17 protein-coding genes and 2 tRNA genes are annotated in these 19,913 nt (G+C 54.9%); 10 read left to right on the top strand and 9 right to left on the bottom strand.

Annotation, left to right across the window (positions count from 1 at the left end):
- The first annotated feature begins 10 nt into the window (after nucleotides 1–10).
- Nucleotides 11–1,717, top strand: a complete 1,707-nt coding sequence (locus FYB92_RS01905) for a glycosyltransferase family 4 protein (protein WP_048859220.1) — start codon at nucleotides 11–13, stop codon at nucleotides 1,715–1,717.
- A 236-nt stretch (nucleotides 1,718–1,953) separates the two neighbouring features.
- On the opposite strand, the gene FYB92_RS01900 is transcribed toward FYB92_RS01905, so the two are convergent.
- The 4 genes from FYB92_RS01900 to FYB92_RS01885 form a co-directional block, all read right to left on the bottom strand.
- Nucleotides 1,954–2,268, bottom strand: a complete 315-nt coding sequence (locus FYB92_RS01900; protein WP_062809726.1) for a hypothetical protein — start codon at nucleotides 2,266–2,268, stop codon at nucleotides 1,954–1,956.
- Nucleotides 2,269–2,651: 383 nt separating this feature from the next.
- Nucleotides 2,652–3,803, bottom strand: coding sequence for a glycosyltransferase family 1 protein (locus tag FYB92_RS01895; RefSeq protein ID WP_332828078.1), 1,152 nt, complete (start codon nucleotides 3,801–3,803; stop codon nucleotides 2,652–2,654).
- 34 nt (nucleotides 3,804–3,837) lie between these two features.
- Nucleotides 3,838–5,097 carry a polysaccharide biosynthesis/export family protein gene (locus FYB92_RS01890; protein WP_225578726.1) on the bottom strand — a complete coding sequence of 420 codons (1,260 nt, stop codon included), beginning with the start codon at nucleotides 5,095–5,097 and terminating at the stop codon, nucleotides 3,838–3,840.
- 261 nt (nucleotides 5,098–5,358) lie between these two features.
- Nucleotides 5,359–5,434 (bottom strand) — tRNA-Ala (locus FYB92_RS01885).
- A 146-nt stretch (nucleotides 5,435–5,580) separates the two neighbouring features.
- Here FYB92_RS01885 and FYB92_RS01880 point away from each other — a divergent pair.
- Entirely contained in the window at nucleotides 5,581–5,901 is a 321-nt protein-coding gene (locus tag FYB92_RS01880; RefSeq protein ID WP_040511214.1) for a YggT family protein, read from the top strand.
- A gap of 99 nt (nucleotides 5,902–6,000) precedes the next feature.
- Nucleotides 6,001–6,462, top strand: a complete 462-nt coding sequence (locus tag FYB92_RS01875; protein WP_003616749.1) for a YjjA family protein — start codon at nucleotides 6,001–6,003, stop codon at nucleotides 6,460–6,462.
- 102 nt (nucleotides 6,463–6,564) lie between these two features.
- On the opposite strand, the gene hemJ is transcribed toward FYB92_RS01875, so the two are convergent.
- Genes hemJ through hemE form a run of 3 tightly spaced genes read right to left on the bottom strand, consistent with a single transcriptional unit; the run spans nucleotide 6,565 to nucleotide 8,777 of the window.
- The gene (hemJ, locus tag FYB92_RS01870; RefSeq protein WP_062809728.1) at nucleotides 6,565–7,011 is read right to left on the bottom strand and encodes a protoporphyrinogen oxidase HemJ; all 447 of its coding nucleotides are present in this window, start codon (nucleotides 7,009–7,011) and stop codon (nucleotides 6,565–6,567) included.
- Complete coding sequence (locus FYB92_RS01865) at nucleotides 7,011–7,712, bottom strand: HAD family phosphatase (RefSeq protein WP_075624850.1); 702 nt, start codon at nucleotides 7,710–7,712, stop codon at nucleotides 7,011–7,013. The genes hemJ and FYB92_RS01865 overlap by 1 nt, the downstream gene beginning before the upstream one ends.
- Before the next feature lie 3 nt (nucleotides 7,713–7,715).
- On the bottom strand, nucleotides 7,716–8,777 hold the full coding sequence (hemE, locus tag FYB92_RS01860; protein ID WP_075595521.1) for a uroporphyrinogen decarboxylase: 1,062 nt from the start codon (nucleotides 8,775–8,777) through the stop codon (nucleotides 7,716–7,718).
- A gap of 437 nt (nucleotides 8,778–9,214) precedes the next feature.
- Here hemE and FYB92_RS01855 point away from each other — a divergent pair, with 437 nt between their 5' ends.
- Both FYB92_RS01855 and FYB92_RS01850 read left to right on the top strand, forming a co-directional pair.
- Nucleotides 9,215–9,856, top strand: a complete 642-nt coding sequence (locus FYB92_RS01855; protein WP_281649516.1) for a nucleoside triphosphate pyrophosphatase — start codon at nucleotides 9,215–9,217, stop codon at nucleotides 9,854–9,856.
- Nucleotides 9,857–9,940: 84 nt separating this feature from the next.
- Nucleotides 9,941–10,016, top strand: a tRNA-Ala gene (locus tag FYB92_RS01850).
- A gap of 188 nt (nucleotides 10,017–10,204) precedes the next feature.
- Here FYB92_RS01850 and FYB92_RS01845 read toward each other — a convergent pair.
- Nucleotides 10,205–10,858: an ABC transporter ATP-binding protein gene (locus FYB92_RS01845; RefSeq protein WP_003616759.1), complete on the bottom strand. Its 654-nt coding sequence runs from the start codon at nucleotides 10,856–10,858 to the stop codon at nucleotides 10,205–10,207.
- 83 nt (nucleotides 10,859–10,941) lie between these two features.
- A complete protein-coding gene (locus tag FYB92_RS01840) occupies nucleotides 10,942–12,411 on the bottom strand; it encodes an LTA synthase family protein (protein WP_332828077.1) in 1,470 nt (489 codons plus the stop codon).
- Nucleotides 12,412–12,604: 193 nt separating this feature from the next.
- On the opposite strand from FYB92_RS01840, the gene FYB92_RS01835 reads away from it, so the two are divergent.
- The 5 genes from FYB92_RS01835 to FYB92_RS01815 all read left to right on the top strand — a co-directional run bounded on the left by FYB92_RS01835 (nucleotide 12,605) and on the right by FYB92_RS01815 (nucleotide 19,828).
- Nucleotides 12,605–14,305: a beta-3-deoxy-D-manno-oct-2-ulosonic acid transferase gene (locus FYB92_RS01835; protein ID WP_332828076.1), complete on the top strand. Its 1,701-nt coding sequence runs from the start codon at nucleotides 12,605–12,607 to the stop codon at nucleotides 14,303–14,305.
- Nucleotides 14,302–15,642, top strand: coding sequence for a capsule biosynthesis protein (locus FYB92_RS01830; protein WP_003616765.1), 1,341 nt, complete (start codon nucleotides 14,302–14,304; stop codon nucleotides 15,640–15,642). Before FYB92_RS01835 ends, FYB92_RS01830 begins: the two co-directional genes overlap by 4 nt.
- 9 nt (nucleotides 15,643–15,651) lie before the next feature.
- A complete protein-coding gene (locus tag FYB92_RS01825) occupies nucleotides 15,652–16,860 on the top strand; it encodes a glycosyltransferase family 1 protein (RefSeq protein WP_003616767.1) in 1,209 nt (402 codons plus the stop codon).
- Nucleotides 16,861–17,097: 237 nt separating this feature from the next.
- Nucleotides 17,098–18,567, top strand: coding sequence for a mannose-1-phosphate guanylyltransferase/mannose-6-phosphate isomerase (locus tag FYB92_RS01820; RefSeq protein WP_003616768.1), 1,470 nt, complete (start codon nucleotides 17,098–17,100; stop codon nucleotides 18,565–18,567).
- A gap of 448 nt (nucleotides 18,568–19,015) precedes the next feature.
- Nucleotides 19,016–19,828 (top strand): ABC transporter permease, encoded by an 813-nt coding sequence (locus tag FYB92_RS01815; protein WP_075595460.1) that lies wholly within the window; start codon nucleotides 19,016–19,018, stop codon nucleotides 19,826–19,828.
- The last annotated feature ends 85 nt before the right edge of the window (nucleotides 19,829–19,913 follow it).

Genomic DNA, 19,913 nt, shown 5'->3' with positions numbered 1-19,913 from the left:
CTAGATCGACATGAAGATTGCATTTCTTGTACAGGGTCTGTTTGAAAAGAGCGACTCCATAGGCTTTGACTGCATTTATGAATATGAACGCACCAAGGCGCTTTTTCCAAAATTTTCCAACCAGATCCGTATTTTTGCCGAACGTTTCGATACCGCGCGCCATCCTGACGTGCCTATTGAAAATCTGGATACATTTTATGAATGGTGCGACGTTAACCCGGAAGGGACCGTTATCTATCATTATTGTGGCGCTTGGGAAAAAATGGATAGTTTCCTGGCAAACCGCCCTACACCCTCTGTTGTGCGTTGGCACAATAATACGTCACCATGGTTTTTCTTTTCAAAGAAGCGTTATCTTGCACATACGATTGAAGGCTTTGAAAATATCATCCGGATTTCGACAAAGCCCAATCTGTTTTTCTGGGTAAACTCACTATTTACACGGGATCAGTTCGTAGCTCTTGGTGGCGAAGCCTCACGCTCTGCCGTTGTATTCCCTGCCAGTCGTTACCTGAAGAAAACCACCAATGTTCACGTATCCGAACGGCGTTTTGCACCCAACGGCATTATCAATATGCTTTTTGTGGGACGTGTCGTGCCGCATAAAGGGCATAAATCCATTATCTCTTTGGCGGATCGCGTTCGTATGGCAACGGGAAAACCCGTTATAGTACACTTTGCCGGGCGTGAAGATGACGTCAAAGCGGAAATCGAAGTACATGCCACCAGATATCCTGAAATCGAAGTAAATTTCTATGGCGAGGTTTCTAACGCCGAACTTGATGAACTTTACAAAATCTCCGATGTATTTCTCTGTCTTTCAGAACATGAAGGATTTGGTTTACCCGTTTTCGAAGCCATGCGCTGTGGACTTCCGACCATTGTCTGGTCAACAACAGCCCTTCGGGAACTGATGGTCGATCATCCTTTGGGTTTTCAATATTACGACCTGAACATGTTTGCGGCGGCTATTGTCGCGCTGCAGGATGCAGACGTCTATCACCAGGTACTTGCTGCACAGCAGCATGTCCTGAAATCCTATACCGCAGAAATTCTTGATAACCAGATTCTGGAAGCCCTTGCCGCCGTTAAGGGGGAGACCAACACCCAGCTACATACGGCCCTTCCCCGGGCGCTTCAGGCGCAACCAGAAATTGCCCTTGCAATAATGGAGCAGATGCACAAAGCACAGGCTTTTCCTCAAAAAGCTCCATTGGTTGATCGTGATAGTGGTTACAACCTCTTTTCACGTTACGATATTCAAACTTTCCGCAAATTTTTTGATCGCTCAGAGCGCCTTCGCTTTGCTGCGTTCGAGAATTTCAGAACCAATGGGCAATATCATATTGAAGCTAATGAGTTTCATCATAGAGAAGGCAAATTGGAAGGAGATGTACTCCACTTCAAGCAAGGTCATTATTCTGGTGGGCACCTTATTTTTGGGCCTTACAGGGATCTGCCCATCGGGACCTATACCGTAATGTTTGATTTGTCGGTTACAAGCACGGATCTCAAATCGGTTGTCGTTGACGTCGCTTCCCAAAAACATGGCGAGTTGGATTATATAAAGACGCCTCTGGCAAAACTTTCTACCAATCAACCAACGCTTAAATTTCGTTGTGATGATGCAAATGACATGTTTGAATTTCGTGTTAAATTTGAAAATGATTTCACAGGCGAAATTTCTTTTCGCGGGGTGATCTTAAGCCAGGTTTAAGCGCGACCAACTGGCTTCATCGAATGAAGCTGCCTGATTTGTGAGTATCTGGTTAAAAGCCTGCACTCCCCTTTGCATCATTCCATAAATCACGATGATGGAATGTATTGCTAAAGGGGAGCACAGTCCTTGGTAATGTTGAGGATGTGGCCATAAAGCATCTCTTTAGATTCATTTGGGCCATTACGCGGTTTTATGAAGATGCCTTTAAAAACGATTTTCTATCATTCAGGTATTTATGAAATATTTCTGCCTGTAGACGATTCTGATTTTGATACTATCCTAGTCTCAGAAATTACGCGTGCAATACATTCTGACACCCATTTATGAGCACTGGTAATATCGTTGAATTCATCGCTATCCGGTCCGATCTGGTGCGCGATCTGCTGTTCATCACGTTCTTTGATGCGATACTGCTCATATTGTAGCATTTCAACCTGCTGTTCATGCGTCAGCAGACGCAATGCCCTCTGAAGGGCCGCCTCAAGGCATCCGACATGCGCTTCAAGCAACGCGATTTCGCCAGCGATCCCAGACATATTGTCATTCATTGTGCCCATCTTCCTTTGCTTTTTAAGATACAGGATGCTGCGTTCGTTCCAGATGCTTACCATTCCTGACCTGTTCCTGCATTACACACTTGATAATCCTGATTCTGCAGAAAATATTCAATCAAGTCGTGATATCGCCTCTACTCCCGCAGGCATGATACAGGCGGTGTCACGGGAAGCCGGACATACAGTTTAAGACAATCATTTTTATCTGTAATAAGTGAAAAATACTTTTAAATCCGTTTCTAATTATCCCTATTATTGTGAATAATAAATAAATTTCCTGAGTAGGGCTATTGTTTTAAAATGAAATAACTTGGAATATTAAAATAATTACAATGGTTTTATATTTCTATCTTCTCAAACAGTCTCTAAACATTCCTTTAAAAACGTTCATAAAATGCTTTCAGTCGTGTGCCATAGGCCATCCGTGAAAAGAATTCTGCCCTGACATACCCTCGCTGGACGAGATCGTCACACAGACCCGCATGCTTATCCATGGAATCCAGTACAGCGATCGCATCGCCAATGGCCTTCACGTCAAACGGATCGACCAGATATGCTGCATTATCAGCAATTTCCCCGGTCGCCCCACCACAGGAGGTAATCACTGGTGTGCCTAATGCCATGGCTTCTATAATCGGCAGGCCAAATCCCTCTCCCAAAGAGGGAAAGACAAGCATATGCGCCTCGGTCAGTCCACGTAGTAAGGAAAAACGCTCAATCCATGGAATGCGTATGACCTGCCCCGGCCCTTCAGGAAGGGACATATCCGGACGGTCATCCCCATCGGGGCCGACCAGCACCAGTGGTCGATGCGACCTGCTGCGGGCATAACCTGCGATCAGGCGCTCTATATTCTTTCGGGTTTCGACACGTCCGATATGAATGATACTGTCAGATGGAATGATACGTTCACTCTTCATCACAGCTTCCCGATCAATATCGACCATCTGATAAAGATTGGTAATACGTGACGGAGAAATATTCAGTATTTCAATCAACTGTTGCCGGACAGTTTCTGAAACCGTCACAATTGCATCCATGCGTGGCAGGAGTTCACGTAGCAGACGGGCAAAATGTGTGGGATCAATTCCTGTCAGATTGGGATTGAGGATGGGCACCAGATCGTGAATGGTGACTATATTCCTGCATCCCTGCATGACCATCGGCAGGGGATAGGTCCAGTGCATAAGCGCAGGCGACATAGCAGTATCAAAGGATGTCAGTCGGCCAAAGGTCTTGAACCTGACATGGGCAGTTCGATAAAGGTCAGGGCAATAGGGCACATCATGAACTTCCCTGACATGTCGCCAGGGAAGGGTTGCGCGTAGCAGACGCTGTAATGCATCCAGTTTTCCGCCTGATAACGATTTTCCATCTGGCCTGACCCCTTGCACAAAGGCCGTCGAGATCCCCAGATCACCCAGACAGGTAGCAAGATCCTGCGTATATCTTGCTACACCGGTTCCCCCATTGATTCCGATATTACGGCTGTCCAGCCAGACCGGTCCTGTGGTGGAAATTACTGACACATGTACCTGCCCCTTCAATCCTGTTAGGACAGTATTACTTCGCCAGCCATGCCGCCGTGATGCCAGGACTGATAATCGTACTCAACAGGTTAAAGAATTTATTGAAATCATTGATTTTAGCATTCGCAACATAAATCAGGTCGCGGTTTTTCATCGGGATTTTCTGCGCAAGGAAATAATCCTGAGTATTCATCAGGTCCAGATGATAAACAACGGGAATGTTTTCCTGCCCTGCATCCATCTGCAGACCCAGTTTAGTTGCAATGTTCCGATCCTCAAACCGGAACAGATAAACGGCATTCGGATCACCTTGCCCGTCAGAAACGCCCCCCACCCGTGACAGGGCCTCCGCCAGCGAAACCTGTGGCGTTCCGAACGCAACTTCCGTGACCTTGGAGCTTGCGCCAAAGACCGTAAATGTACGGGGTTCAGACAAGAGTTCCATCCGGTCTCCGGGCTGGAGAGGGATATCCTGTTCAGGCGTCTGTTCGATAAGTTTCAGCGGTGCCTGCACCACGCGATCACCACGCGTCAACTGGACAAGCGTATCTTCCGAAAGCTGTTTTGGCCCACCTGCCAGCGCGACAACATCAAGCACCCGTTCCTGGTTGGGGGTCAGTGGGATACGCCCACTCTTGAGAACATTTCCATAAACCATCACCACATTCGTCTCGTCCAGGACAGGACGCACGATAACAGCGGGCCGCGTGGAAATGTGTTTCAGGCTATTATTGATACGCTGGGAAATTTCGGAGATCGTAAGCCCTGCGACATGGACCTGGCCTGCATAAGGAATGAGGATATTGCCATCGTCATTGACCTCCACCACGGGCAGGTTTGTTTGAACGGCCCCAATCGGCGGCGCGCCCCCGACCCCGTTCAGGGTCGTCAATGTTCCAGGTTCCGTGGCCGATGCCGTCGCCACACCACCGGTAAAGACACCATTACCGATTTCATAGACAGAAATCGCCAGATGATCCCCCGGACCCAGCCGGTCATTATGTGTTGGCGTATAACTCGTGGTATTGAGCGTCGAAAGCAAAGGCGGCTTTTCTTCGCTTAGCCAGGATGCCACCTGGTCAGTCACAGGCTCGATCTTGAACCCAAGGCTGTTCTTATGCCGGTCTGCCTGCTGCGAAACGATATCCGCCTGTGCGGGACCACTGCTTGGAAGTGTATTGCACCCTGTCAGAAGACATCCCACCATGGACACTATGGCAACAGCCCGACTGCTGCGACAGGACAATCCCCCCATAAGGCGGAAGCGGCGATCCACACCTGACGATGTCGTCATTCCAACGGAATGTCCATCTTCATGACGCGTCATCAAGGTAATGGGATGTTCTGACATGCTGGTTTAATATTTTCTCTTTGCTAGGAACGATAGGACATCCCCGTCACACGACCTGGATGTCACCGGAAAGAAAAGTCGGCTATCTCTACTCTGCCCACGCTGAACGATCAACCGCAACCTGCCATAAGGCAATATGACGCATCATGGACGTCATGAAACCCATGAATTACAATTTTTAACATTTGGGGATTATGTGAAACGTGGTGGAGCTGAGGGGAATCGAACCCCTGACCTCCTCATTGCGAACGAGGCGCTCTCCCATCTGAGCTACAGCCCCACGTTTCATGGGAAAGCGATTAATCATATACCCTTTGTCATGTCAAGGCGTCCAGTATCGCGAAGATGGTTTTTTACGATACACCCTCCGACATGATATTGTGACCCACGTTCCAGAACGCTAGTTTGAGCGGTCAAACCCCTGTTTTGAAAGTTGGCCCATTGGTTACAATCGTGTTCCAACTGCTGTTCGAACTGATACAGCTCTATACCTGGGTCGTCCTGTCGGCCTGCCTGTTCAGTTTCCTCCTGGGCTTCGGGATTCTGGACCCGCGCCAGCCAGTTGTATGGAAAATCTATAATTTCCTGTCGCGCATGACAGAGCCATTGTTGCAGCCCATCCGCAATATCCTGCCCACTGTTGCGAATATCGACCTCAGCCCCCTCGCACTGCTGCTGCTGATCCAGTACGTGCTGTATCCGGTCCTGGGCAAGATATATGCCATGTTGATGGTGGGGATTGCATAACCGCCCATGAGGCGGAATGTTAAGGACTGTGGCGCATATCATGGCAGAAGCTGGTTCTGCCGCGTCCTGTGCGCCCGGCCCCATGGTTCAGGAGTTCCGATGTCCATCTTCAAGAAACTTTCGGCGACATGCCTTGCCCTTCCCCTCCTTGGCGCAATGGCGGCATCCCCCGTTCATGCACAGGGAATTCCCGGCTTTTCGGGTGGGAACTCGTCCGGTTCTTCACTGTTGGGCAATGCTGCGTCCGGCGCACTGTCGGGCAGCGGCCTGAGCATTCCCTCAGTCTCCTCACTTGCGCCGTCGAACGTGACGGGCCTGCTGAGCTATTGCGTGGAAAACAACTATCTGGGCGGGAATTCCCCTTCGACGGTCCTGTCCTCGCTAAAGAGCAAGAGCGGCCTTGATACATCCAGCCCGCTTTATTCCAACGGACAGAAGGGAATCCTCGATACCGGTAACGGCAACACCTTCTCGCTGTCCTCGCTTGAAGGTAACATGAAGCAGAAAGTGACCAAGAAAGTTTGCAGCGCAGTGCTGAAGCAGGGCAAGTCGCTTCTGTAAGCCATAAGTTTCCGGATGCCGCCTTTTTTGAAAAAGGCGGCGTTCTTTTGATACTTTCAGTAAAAAAACTTCACCAGAAACTTTTATCTTCTGAAATATAAATCAGAAGGGCCGCACGACAATCATGATGACGACAATCATCATCAGGACCGTGGGAACCTCATTCGCCATGCGATAAAAACGTTCGGGGTGCGTATTACAATCCTCGGCAAAGGCACGGCGCCATTTGGCACAGGCCCCGTGGAACCCGGCAAGGCCGAATACCGCGATAAGCTTCGTCCACCACCACCCACTATGCCAGTCGATCAGGCCCGGTAACATCGCAAGCAGCCCACCGAACAGAAACGTGCTGCACATCGCAGGCAGCATGATGAAGCGCAACAGCTTGTATTCCATGACCTTGAAACGTTCGGATTCCGCTGATCCGACCGCCACCTGGCAGTGATAGACGAACAGGCGTGGCAGGTAGAACATGCCCGCCATCCATGCGACCATGGACATGATGTGGAATGCCTTGAACCACAGCATCCATGGCCCAAACACAGCCATCACGCGGCCTGCCCCTGAGAACGCAGGATACGCTTCACCAATGCGGTGAATTCCGTCAGGTGCCCAACCCGCAACAGGCCCGGCCAGCTTGTCGCCGGCAGGTCAAGCGGGCGCAGCAATACACAGGCCATGCCGGCGGCACGCGCGGCACCTGCCCCGGTTTCCGTATCCTCCAGCACCAGACAGTTTTCCGGCGCAACCCCTTCGGCATGGGCGGCAGACAGATAGACAGCAGGGTCCGGCTTGGGCTTGCCCATGTCACGTGCGGAATGGATACAATCCGGGGAAATCAGTGAATCCAGACCCGTGCGGCCGAATTTTGCATCCATTTCCATTTTGGAGGAATTGGATCCAATCCGATAAGGAATACGCAGTTCGCGGATCTCACGCAGCATGGCGGCCGATCCCTCGATCGTTTCCGCCTCGGACCGCATGAGTTCAACCAGCGCATGCTGCATCTGCGTGGGCCAGTCCTGATCAAGTTCCAGTCCGGCCTGATCTTGCAATTCTTCCTTCAGGGCTGTCAGCGCCTTGCCCGCGAAACGGCCCACCGCGTCCTCGTCACTGATTTCCAGCCCGACCTTGCGCAGTTCACGCGCAAGCATGCGGCACGAAGGTCCTTCACTGTCGATCAGGACGCCATCGCAATCGAAGATGATCAGGCGCAGTTGTCCGTCGGGCCGGATGGAAGCAGGTAACATTCGTCAGATATCCCTGATGGTCGCGATAAGGTCGCCCACATGTTCGGGCGGCGTTGCAGGCACGACCCCATGGCCAAGGTTGAAGATATGCGGCCGTCCCTTCATCGCATCCCTGATGGCACGTGCCTCCGCCCGCATGCCCTCGCCCCCGGCAAGAACGCGTAACGGATCAAGATTCCCCTGTAATGTCAGTGTATTGGGAAGCTGTTCTGCAATCGCCTTCATGTCCGCACTGGTATCAAGCGCCATCGCATTGACCCCGGTTTCACGGCCATATTCCACCGCCATGAGGCCGGCAAGGCGCGGGAAACCGATGATTGGCACACCCGGATGGCGTTCGTTGATGATCTTTACGATCCGCTGCGCCGGGGCGATGACATGCCTCCGGAATTCGGATGGGGGCAGCAGACCGGCCCAACTGTCGAACAGCATCACGGCCTCGGCCCCGGCAACGATCTGGTTGCACAGCATGTCCGCCGTCGCAGTGGTCAGAATATCGATCAGGCGGTCGAAGAATTCCGGATCGGAATAGGCCAGGCCGCGTGTTACGTCGAATTCGCGCGAGCCGTGGCCTTCCACCATGTAACAGGCGACGGTAAATGGTGCGCCCGCAAACCCGATCAATGTCACCTGTCCTGGTTTGGCCACCCCGATCGGATCCGGCCCATCGACAATGGTCCGCAACCGTTGCAGGGTTTCCATCACCGGCATGGTCGCCGCTTCCACGCGTTTTACGTCAAGCCGTTCAAGGTCATGCAGGCTGCGCACCGGTTCCAGCACAGGGCCGCGACCATGGATGAACTCCAACGATTGTCCCATTGCCCAGGGCAGGATCAGGATATCGGAAAACAGGATGGCCCCATCCATGCCAAAGCGTCGAATCGGCTGCAGGGTGATTTCCGTTGCCATGTCGGGCGTCATGCAGCGTGTGATAAAGTCCGCCTTTTCCCGCAGCGCCCGGAATTCAGGCAGAAACCGTCCCGCCTGTCGCATCAGCCATACCGGAGGGGGCCAGATCGCTTCTCCCGCAAGGGCACGCAGAAGGGGTTTGCCTGTTTCGGTCATCGGTCCGTCGTTCAGTTTCATTGCAGCGGGACTATCTCGTACTTTTTGCCGAGCGAACAGCGTCGATGCGCCCCAGCCGTGTTTCCACGTCATTCGCGGTTCCCATTCCTAAACAATAAAAGAAAAGAGAAAGAAATTCTTGAAGGGGTTAATAGGGGCTGTGAGTGATGGGGTACCCATGTTTCCGAAAATGTACCCCGTTTTTCCCACAGTGTGTACAACCCGCCGGTACGCAGTTTTCAGCCATCAGGGGAAGTTATTCAGATTTTCCCGACAGGGGGCTGTGTACAACTCACGATGCAGGGGGGTGTTCAGCTTATCCACGGTACTCGGTACGGTGCAGAATCATGCGAAGTACCATCCCCATGTACCACAGTACTCCCGGAGTACTCCCCGGCCCGAATTTAATGTTTCACTTTGGCAGTACGGAGCGCCAGATGTCCGACGACTCGAATTTAGTACTAAAGGCCGATTCATTACAGGTCGAGTCGCCCCCGATAGTACTCGCCAGCCAGTCCCACGCACGGCGCAGCCTGCTGGAATCGGCAGGGATCATGGTGTCCTGTCGTCCTGCCCATGTGGATGAGGCCGCGATCAAGCGCGCCTGTCGCGATCATGGCCATGATGTCGATACCACTGCCCTGACGCTCGCCCGGGCCAAGGCGGCGCATATAAAGGCCGCGGGGGCGATCGTGATTGGTGCGGACCAGATGCTGTCATGTAACGGGGAATGGTTTGACAAACCCGCCGACATGCCCTGTGCGCGCGAACATCTGATGCGCCTGCGCGGGCAGGCGCATGTACTGCATACAGCGGTCGTGGTGCTGCGTGAGGGGAAGGAAATCTGGCGTCACGTCGCGCGCCCCCGCCTGTGGATGCGCACATTCAGTGAAGACTTCCTTGACCGTTACCTGCGTCTGGAGGGGGATGCCATCCTGTCCTGTGTGGGCGCTTACCGGCTGGAGGGGCCGGGCCTGCACCTGTTCGCCCGGATCGAGGGCGAACATGATGCGATCCTTGGGCTGCCGCTGTTGGCGTTGCTGGAATTCCTGCGTGGATATGGTGTCATACGGGGCTGAAAATAGGGGGTTGCAAAGCTGAAAGGCACTCGCTATACCCCGGCAGGCAAGCGGATCGTTCCCATGCGATCCGGTTTATGATGTGGGGCCATAGCTCAGTTGGGAGAGCGCCTGAATGGCATTCAGGAGGTCGTGAGTTCGATTCTCATTGGCTCCACCATTTTTTCCCGATCATAAATATATAGTATCCCCGACAGGATATATCGTCGGGTGTACCGGATTTTCCCTGCTGAAAAGAAGTTTTGGTGAAGCTTTTCCCAAAGCCTTCGAAAGGCGCCGCCTTTTTTGAAAAAGGCGGCATTCAGGAACTTTTAAAAGTTTTTCAATTGGTTATCCGGGAATGCGTTCTTATTTATACAGTTCGGCAGAAGCATCAATCGCCGCGTCAATCGTGTCATAGAATGTCAGCCTGCCATTTTGCAGCACCGCGCCCTGATCACAATATTCCCGCAGGGTATTGGGATCATGCGACACCATGATCAATGTCCCATGTTCGCGCCGTTCCAGCAGGGCTTCGCGGCATTGCAGGCGAAAGGAATGGTCCCCCACCGCCGTGACTTCGTCCACAAGATAGCATTCAAAGCGGATCGCCAGGGAAACGGCAAAGGCAAGGCGCGCCTGCATACCTGACGAGTATGTCTTGACCGGGGCGTCGAAGTAATGCCCAAGACGGGCAAAGCTGTTGACATAATCAAGGATTTCATTGATCGGCCGACGATAGATGCGGGCGATGAAACGTGTATTGTCAGCACCCGTCAGGCTTCCCTGGAATGCCCCCCCAAACCCCAGGGGCCAGGAAATGGACATGGTGCGCGTGATCCGGCCACTGGTGGGGTATTCGATCCCTGCGATCATGCGTGTCAGGGTCGATTTCCCCGCGCCATTGACGCCCACGATCCCGATCGACATGCCCCTTTCGATCACGAATGACTGGTGGTCCAGCACACACTTGTTCACACCGCGCGCATGATAGACTTTTGTAACATTTTCAAACTGGATCATGATCTTGTATTCATGGCCTCGGAAAGAGCAGGGTCAGGTCGCATCATGGACCGGGCATATCACCCATACCATGTTTCGTGGTTTCAGCCAGCATAACCGCCAAGTGTATTGCGCAAAATCAGGTGGTGCAGTTGTGCGGGTGTCAGGTCCTGCTTCATCGGCGCGGCAGGTGTTCCCGTGCCAACCGGTATGACAACATAAGGGGTTCCACGCTGTGGCGTAGGGATGATCATGCCGGGGATGGAGGGGCGATGGTCGCCAAAAAAGACCAGAAGTCCCTTTTTTCCCATCTGTGAAAGCATGTCTGTCAGCGTGCCAAGCATCCGGTCGCTGTTCTGCAGATGCCGCAGATAATGGTCGAATGCCGTTTGTGGGCCATTGGGGCCTGTTGCCGGCCATGGGCCATGGTTTTCCATGGTCACGGCATAAATGAAGGCGGGGCCTTTCGCCTTTGCCGCCACCGCGCCGATTTCCTGCGCAAGTGCCATGTCTTCCACATAGGGCATGCCGGGGCGGGCGGTATGGGGAAATGCCTCCTCTCCGACAATGTGGCTGAACCCGCATGCGGGCATCAGTTGCGCCCGGGCATAGAAACGCAGGTCATGGGGATGGACGAAGGTGCAGTCATATCCTGCCTTTCCCATGATGGCGGGAAGCGAGAGGGCCGTATCCCTGCCTGCCGTCAGGAACGGGTCATAGGCCCTGAACCCCAGCATGCTTTCTTCCTGCCCGAACAGGACGCCATATTCCGTGCGCATGGTATAGGCGCCAAAGCCACTGACGTGGAGCGTGCCCCAGTGACTGGCCATGGTTTCGGCCCGGGTCAGGGCAGGCAGCACAGGGATCCGTGCAGGATCATGCGCCTGTTGCGCCATCAGGTCGCCAGGGCGGGCAAAGGATTCACATTGGATGACGATGACGATGTCGTATGCGGGCTTTCCTGAAGGAGTGACAGGGGGGGCAGCTTCTGGTTGCATTGCGATTTCATGCCGCCAGCACCGCCAGTAAAGGAACAGGGAACCAGGCAGTCCCAATCGCCCGATATCATGCTGCGCATCGGGGGTGGGAACCCATCGTGTGGCGGGAATGGCCCATAGCCCCAGCATGCCTGCAATCAGGAGGCAGCCCCCAGCAATATGAGGCAGGAGCGCAGGCGTAAAGAACACGACCAGCATCACGGGAAGGGCAATCATCCCCCCCACGACGGCGATGCGTCCGCTCAGCGGAATGGAAAACAGGTAGAATTTGGGATGCTGGAGGAAACTGCGGGCGGCCACGACGTCACAGAACAGCATCGGTTCGCCAAGAATCGACAGCTTGATATTAGACCCGATGACCAGGCACAGGGTCAGGGCCGTCGTCAGGACCGCCGCCAGGACCGGTGTCCCGCACAGGGCCAGCCACGCCCCATACTGCGCACCCGTCAGCAGGGCGTTGAGGAGGCATCGCCGGAGTGGGGGAAATCCTGATATGCACGGTCGCGCCATGCTTTCGACCAGAAAGCCGGATATGACGGTCGCGCCAAGAGTGACAAAAGGAAACCATAATTGCATGAAATCAGGACTGCATTCTATTCAGGCGACATGAAGCGGGCAGGGCACCTTCCCTTCTTGCCGATGGCGTGTGGAAGGGCAAGTGCATGTATCAGGCAATCATGCGGAAGTTGCGCCATGGCAGGCATCCATTGCCCGGCCATGGCTTTATCATCGCATTGGGCATGAGGTGGCAGGGCATGAGACTGTTGGCATGACTAGGATTCCGGACGATGCGCTCTTGTTGCATGCGCCGCCCCTGCGGCGGCACATGCCTGTGCTGGCGGCGCGCGGGGCGGGGCTGGTGGATCACGCGGGTGTGGCGCGGATGCTGCGCGCGCGCGTGGGCGGACAGTTCTGGGCCCCTGCGCCAGATGTTGTCCGGCCTGTCATCGTCACGGCTTCCACGGCGGAGCAGCGCAGGCATGGACAGGCGCGGCTTGCCGTATTGCTCGACCGCATACTGACGTGCGTCCGGCCTGACGAGGTGCTGCTGGTTGCGCATGACCGGCATGGCGCGGCAGCCCGTATGGCCCGCCGTCGCGGGATTGCCGCCATATACGGGCCGGTTGACCCGCATGCGCTGCTTGATGGCGCGCGGGAGGTCCATGGCCTGGGCCTGGGCGATCTTGTCCGCCTTGCCGCGTTGCGTGGTCTTCGCGCAGTGCGATATGCCACCGCCCGTGATGAGGCCCCCCAGCCGGTGACGTATGACGCGTGCGCGCATGACCTGACGGTGCGCACAACCTATACGGATCCCTTTGACGGTGCGGTCGTGCCGTTGGGGCGGATCGTCGATATCCTGTCACTATGGCGTGCACGGATAGTGTCGGGACGCGAGATTTCGGCGTGCGTGGGCATGGCGTTGTGGAAACGCGAGCGTATCGGGGAATTCCTGGCCCATGCGCCCGGCCATCCGGCCTTTTGCCGCAGTGCCGCTGCCGCCCTGCGCCTTGCCGGACGTGTGCAGGGCGGGGGCGCGATTGCAGGATGGGCCACCCGTCTGCCCGAAGGGATCGTCCGTGATGCGCAGGCGGCGGGGGTCGCGTTATGGCGGGTTGAGGACGGGTTTGTCCGTTCCGTCGGATTGGGCAGCGACCTGTGTGTGCCCTGTTCCATCTTCGTCGATCGGCGCGGGATCTATTATGATCCCTCCGAACCAAGCGACCTTGAACATATCCTTGCCACAACCGATTTCGACGCGGGGATACTGGCGCGGGCTGAACGCCTTATCACCCGGATGGTCGATGGCGGGGTTTCCAAATACGGGCGGGCGGATACCACAGTGCCGCCCCCCACATGGGATGCAGGTGGCCGCAGGGTACTGCTGGTGCCCGGGCAGGTGGCCGATGACCTGTCCGTGCGGGCGGGTGGCGGCGCCATACAGGGGAACGAGGAACTGTTGCGTGCGGTGCGCAAACATAACCCGGATGCCTTCGTCATCTATCGCCCCCATCCCGATGTGGATGCGGGACATCGCGCGGGACATCTGCAGGATGCGCAGATCATGCGATATGCGGATATGGTCAGTCGGGGTGGGTCGATTACCACCCTGATGATGCAGGTGGATGAAATCCATACCCTGACATCCCTGGCCGGGTTCGAGGGACTGTTGCGGGGGCGGAGCGTTGTCACCTATGGCGTGCCCTTCTACGCAGGCTGGGGATTGACAACGGATCTGGGCGATGTGCCGTGCGTACGGCGTAACCGTTCTCTGTCTATAAAGGCCCTTGTTGCGGGTACCCTATTGCTTTATCCCCTCTACATAGATCCTTTGACGCGATTGCCCTGTGAAGTGGAAACGCTATTGGGACGGTTTGGGGACAGGACCGTCTGGCGTGTGAGCATGTTGACCAGGCTGCGACAATTGCAGGGAAAGCTGGCCCACCTGTGCGGAAGAAGAAACAATAAATGAACAGTCTTGATGGAAGAAGCGTTGTGGGCGAGCGCAGGTTTCTTTTTCTGCAGGGATTGATGGGGCCGTTTTTCCGGGAGCTGGGCAAGGCGTTCCGCAAGACGGGGTACGGCGTCTACAAGATCAATTTCAACGGGGGCGACCGCCTGTTCTGGGGATTGCCGCACGGGATTGACTTTACAGGTGGCGCCGAAGAGTGGCCCGCTTTTTTCAATGATGTAATAAAGCGTTACTGTATTACAGACGTACTTCTGTTTGGTGACTGCCGTCCCCTGCATCGTGTCGCGATCGCGGCATGTGCGCAGATGCATATTCCCGTGCATGTGTTCGAAGAAGGCTATATCCGGCCTGACTGGGTGACGCTGGAACTTGGTGGGGTCAATGGTCATTCCGCCCTGCCGCGCGATCCCGACTGGTATCGCAAGGAGGCGGCGCTGCTGCCGCCGATGCCGCCGCATTATCCTGTCCCGTCCTCCTTCCGGCGCCGCGCGCTGGAGGCCGTGGCCTATAACACTGCCGATCTGCTGAGCCGCTGGCATTATAAGCACTGGTCCGACTATCGCCCGTGGCACCCGCTCAAGGAAGGTGTGGGCTGGGTCAAGCGCCTGCGCCGGCGCGAGGCGGCTGGTGACGAAGCCATGCGGATCATGCAGTCGATTGAGGCGCGGCATGTTCCCTATATGCTGTTCCCGCTACAGCTTGATGCGGATGCGCAGGTGCGGCTGCATTCCCCGTTTGATGGGGTGGAGCCCGCATTGCGCAAGGTCATCAAATCCTTTGCGGCGCATGCGCCAAAGGATCTTGTCCTGCTGGTCAAGGAACATCCGCTTGATAACGGTGTGCGCAACTGGCGTGAACTGACGCGCCAGATCGCCCGGGCGGAGAATGTCGCAGACCGGGTGGATTTCCTGGAGGCGGGGGACATTGCCCTGATCGTGCGTGCGGCACGTGGTGTCGTCACGATCAACAGTACCACCGGCACCCTTGCCCTGTCATCGGACGTGCCGGTCATTACCTTGGGGGAAGCGGTTTACGACATTCCCGATATTACCGACCAGAACGGGCTGGACAATTTCTGGGTCCATCCGACCCCGCCGGACAAGGCGACGTTCGATGCGTTCTATCGCGTGCTGGTGGACCGTTGCCTGATTGCAGGTGGTTTCTTCTCGCCCGAAGGGCTGTCCAGTCTGGTTGACGGGGTTATCCGGCGGGTGTCGCGCGTATTGCCGGCGGGGAACCGCATGGCGCGCGTTCCCGCCCCGATTACCGCAGCCCCTGCCCTGTCGGAGGTGGTGCGTGTGTCACGTGATGCCGTGCTGTCCGACGGGGTGCGCTGACCTTTCGTCATGCACCTGTCTTCTTATATCTATCTTGACATCTCCCGCCTGATTGCGCGGGCGGGGTTTGTTGTTCCCACCGGGATCGACCGGGTCGAATTCGAATATGCGGATTACCTGCTGCGCAACGCCGCGCAACGGTTGACCTTTGTTGCGATCACTCCGTTGGGAAGTATCGTGATCCTGCCGTTTGCTGAGGCCGAGCAGTTTGTAAGGCAGACGGAAAAGATATGGCAGGGTCATCATGGCCTGTGCCGCGATATCAGGCGGGCGGCGCGGCGTATGGTGCAAAAGGCGATGCTGGGGCGCCAGATCACGCCGGTGGCCGCACGTGCCTGTCGGAAATCCGTGTATTTGCTGCTGTCGCATCACCATCTGAACCGTCCGGGCAGCATCATGCGCTTCATGCGTCGCCACGGGGCAGAATTTGTTCCCATGGTGCATGATCTCATCCCCATCGAGTATCCTGAATATGCCCGGCCGCGTGAACCCGCCCGGCATGAAGCACGCATGAACACTGTCCTTGAACTGGCGCGCGGGGTGATTGTTCCTTCCCAGGCGGTGGCGGACTCGCTGGCGCGATATGGCCTGCGCCGGCGTGCGGACCTGCCGGTCCGGGTGGTGCCGCATGGTGTCGTGAAGGCCACGCCCGCAGCGGGGGATTTTTCGGTGCCGGAACGCGCCTATTTCGTCTGTCTGGGCACTATCGAGCCGCGCAAGAATCATCTCCTCTTGCTTAATATGTGGCGGGATATGGTGGAAAATCCCGGTGCCGCCCCGGTGCCGCAACTGGTGCTGGTTGGACGCAGGGGGTGGGAAAATGAAAACATTCTTGACATGATCGAACGCTGTCCTGCCCTTCAGGGGACGGTCAGGGAATGCAACAGCCTGTCCGATCCAGAGGTGACGACCCTGCTTCGTGGTGCGCGTGGGTTGCTGTTCCCGTCCTTTACCGAAGGATATGGCCTGCCATTGGCAGAGGCGCTGACGTTGGATGTCGCATGTGTCTGCAGCGATATCCCCGTGTTCCATGAGGTTGCCGGGGATGCGGCAACCTTTGTTGATCCGTTGGATGGCCCGGGATGGCGCGGCGCGATCACGAAGCTGATGGTTGGGGAGATCGCAGCCCATCGTCCCGGCGCACGCATTGCGTCGGCAGCCCTGTTCACATGGCCCACACAGGTCGGTGATGGGCTTGCATTCCTTGAGGAACTTTAGGTTCGTGAACGCTATTTAGGCATCATGTCTGATTGCCGCCATCTTTGACGGTTCTTATGGAAATCATGATGTACGGTTTTATTTCGACCCGATCGGATCAGGAATGGGACTCCCGCCTTGGAATGGTCGTTCTGGCGAAATATGCGATGATGGGAAATTCAAGTCGTGTACGTGACGTATGCTGATCGTGTGAATACTTTTCTGTTCAAGTAAATTTTGTATATTTGGAGTCTATGAATGTCTATTTCAAAAAATGACCTGCGCGGGGGAAAAACACAGGCTGACAGCATCGGCACCGTAATTCCCGTCATCCTGTCCGGCGGATCGGGCAGCCGGTTATGGCCGGTTTCGCGTAAAAGCTTTCCCAAGCAGTTCTGGGCCCTTCTGTCGGATCGGACATTGCTTCAGGAAACTGCATTGCGTGGTGCGGCCTGCGGGCTGGGGGCACCGATCGTGGTGTGCAATCAGGAACATCGTTTCATCATTGCAGAGCAACTGCGTGAAGTCGGGATTACCGATGCGCGCATTGTGCTTGAACCGGTCGGCCGCAATTCAGCCCCTGCGATTGCCGCAGTCGCCCTGATTGTTGCGGAAACGGATCCTGACGCCGTGTTGTGGATAATGGCAGCCGATGCCGCCATCAGCAAGCCTGACGCCCTTGGGCCTGTGCTGTCACAAGGGGTGGAGGCCGCGCGCGAAGGGCAGATCGTGACATTTGGCATGACGCCCACGCGGCCGGATACCGGATATGGCTATATCCGCCAGGGGGCAGCACTTGCCGGTGTGGACGGGGTCTATCAGGTTTCCTCCTTTATCGAAAAGCCCGATGCGGCCAAGGCGGCCACGATGTTGGACGAAGGTGGATATCTGTGGAACTCCGGTATGTTCCTGTTCCGTGCCAGTACCATTGTGGAGGAACTCGAACGCTATGCCCCTGACGTGCTGAGCGCCGTCAGGGCGGCGGTCAAGGGCCGGACACGGGATATGGACTTCATCCGTCTTGATCCTGCGACCTTTGAGAAGGCGCCCGATATCTCTATTGACTATGCCGTGGCTGAACATACACGCCATGCCGCCGTCATCCCTGCGGATCTGGGCTGGTCCGATGTGGGAAGTTGGGATGCGTTGTGGGATCTCAGCCCCAAGGATGCAGATGGTAATGTGACAACCGGGGACGTTTTCCTGGCCAACAGCCGTAACTGCTACGTGCGTTCCGATGGGATTGTGGCAGCCGTCAGCGGGGTGGACGACCTGATTGTTGTCGTGACGCAGGACGCCGTCCTTGTATCGCATCGCGATCATGCACAGGACGTCAAGAAGGTCGTGGCACGACTGGAAGCTGCGGGGCGGACGGAAGCGAAAATGCATAATCGCAACTATCGCCCATGGGGCTTTTATGAAGGCCTGACAAAAGGCGACCGTTTTCAGGTCAAGCGGATCGTGGTGGACCCGGGTCGCAAGCTTTCGCTGCAAAAGCATTTCCATCGTGCCGAACACTGGGTCGTGGTCGAAGGTACCGCCATCGTCACACGGGACAATGAAGAGCATATGGTGCGTGAAAACGAGAGCATCTACCTGCCGCTTGGGGCCGTCCATCGCCTGCTGAATCCCGGCCGTATTCCCCTGACACTGATTGAGGTGCAGTCAGGCCCGTATCTTGGGGAAGATGATATCGTCAGGATCGAAGACGATTATGCACGTAGCTGAGTAATTCAGCGCAATGGGGACGCAACGGGGCGGAGAGTATCCTATCCGCCCCGTTGGGGCTTTCCCATGGGGTTTGATACATTCAGTTGTGCGGTGATTTTGTAAAAATAAGTAACGACATATATGTCATGCAAATAAACCGCATGGGATGTATGTTGTTACCTTCTGATTCATTAAAAAATATATCAATGAAGAATATGAATTTCTGTAGGTGATGTTTTAGTTTCTGGTTTCAAGGTTTCTAAAAGCATTTTTATATTGCTTTTTGTTAGTATGGTTGCTGCCCACTTCCATCTCGACAATCTTTGTCAGGTGCGGTATTGGAAGTCCCTGTTTATTCTTCCGGTGCCTTAATATGACTGAAGAATGCATATATGGAGATCAGTCAGGGTGCCGGGGTGGTTTTTTCCGCCCGATGGCGTGTCTCTTCTGATGGTATGTTGGCAATATGACGCAGGCGGTAAAAAAATATTCTGAACTTGACCTGCTTCGAAGTGGTTTCAAGACACAATGGCATGTCATTGGTGCGTTGATCATCCGGGAGCTGCATACCCGCTTCGGCCGTGACAATATTGGCTTCCTGTGGGTCATGCTTGAGCCTTCGTTACTGACGCTTGGGGTTTCGGTCCTGCATGCCGCCGAAGGTCCGTTTATGCATATCGGCATGCCAACCGGCTCTTTTCTTGTGTCGGGTTACACGTTCTTCTGCCTGTTCCGTTCCGTGGTCAATCGCGCCGGCGGTGCGATCGAGGCTAACCGCTCGCTCCTGTACCATCGAATAGTTACAATTTTTGATATTCTTTTTTCGCGTGCCGTACTCGAGGCGGCCTCGACCGTGATGGCCGTGATTTTCCTGTCGCTGATCATGCAGGCATTTGATTATGGCTTCCTGCCTCAACGGCCGCTGCTCATGATCTGGGGGTTGGTGCTGCTGACATGGATATCGTTTGCATTATCCATGATACTGGCGGCTTACAGCGAAAAATCCAGTACAATCGAACGTCTGGCGCATCCCTTGATGTATCTTAGCATGCCTTTGTCAGGGGCGTTTACGATCCAGCAGATGTTGCCCGACCCATTTCGCTGGTACCTTTCATGGTTTCCGACAACGGAAATATTCGAATATATCCGCGAAGGACAGTTCGATTTTTATGAAAGTGATTATACTTACCCAACCTACGTGATTGGCTGGTGTCTGGTATTGACCTATATTGGGCTGATAAGCATCCGGAATGTTCGTAAGGACATACATCTGGGCTGATGTGGTCCGCCTGTGACCAGTATGTTATATGTCCCCGCCATTCCTAGATAAGAGGTAGTATGATCAACGCTGATACGCCGGATGC

This window comes from Novacetimonas sp. GS1, assembly GCF_036686925.1.
GTDB lineage: Bacteria > Pseudomonadota > Alphaproteobacteria > Acetobacterales > Acetobacteraceae > Novacetimonas > Novacetimonas hansenii.
This window is presented reverse-complemented; position numbering and strand designations above follow the sequence as displayed.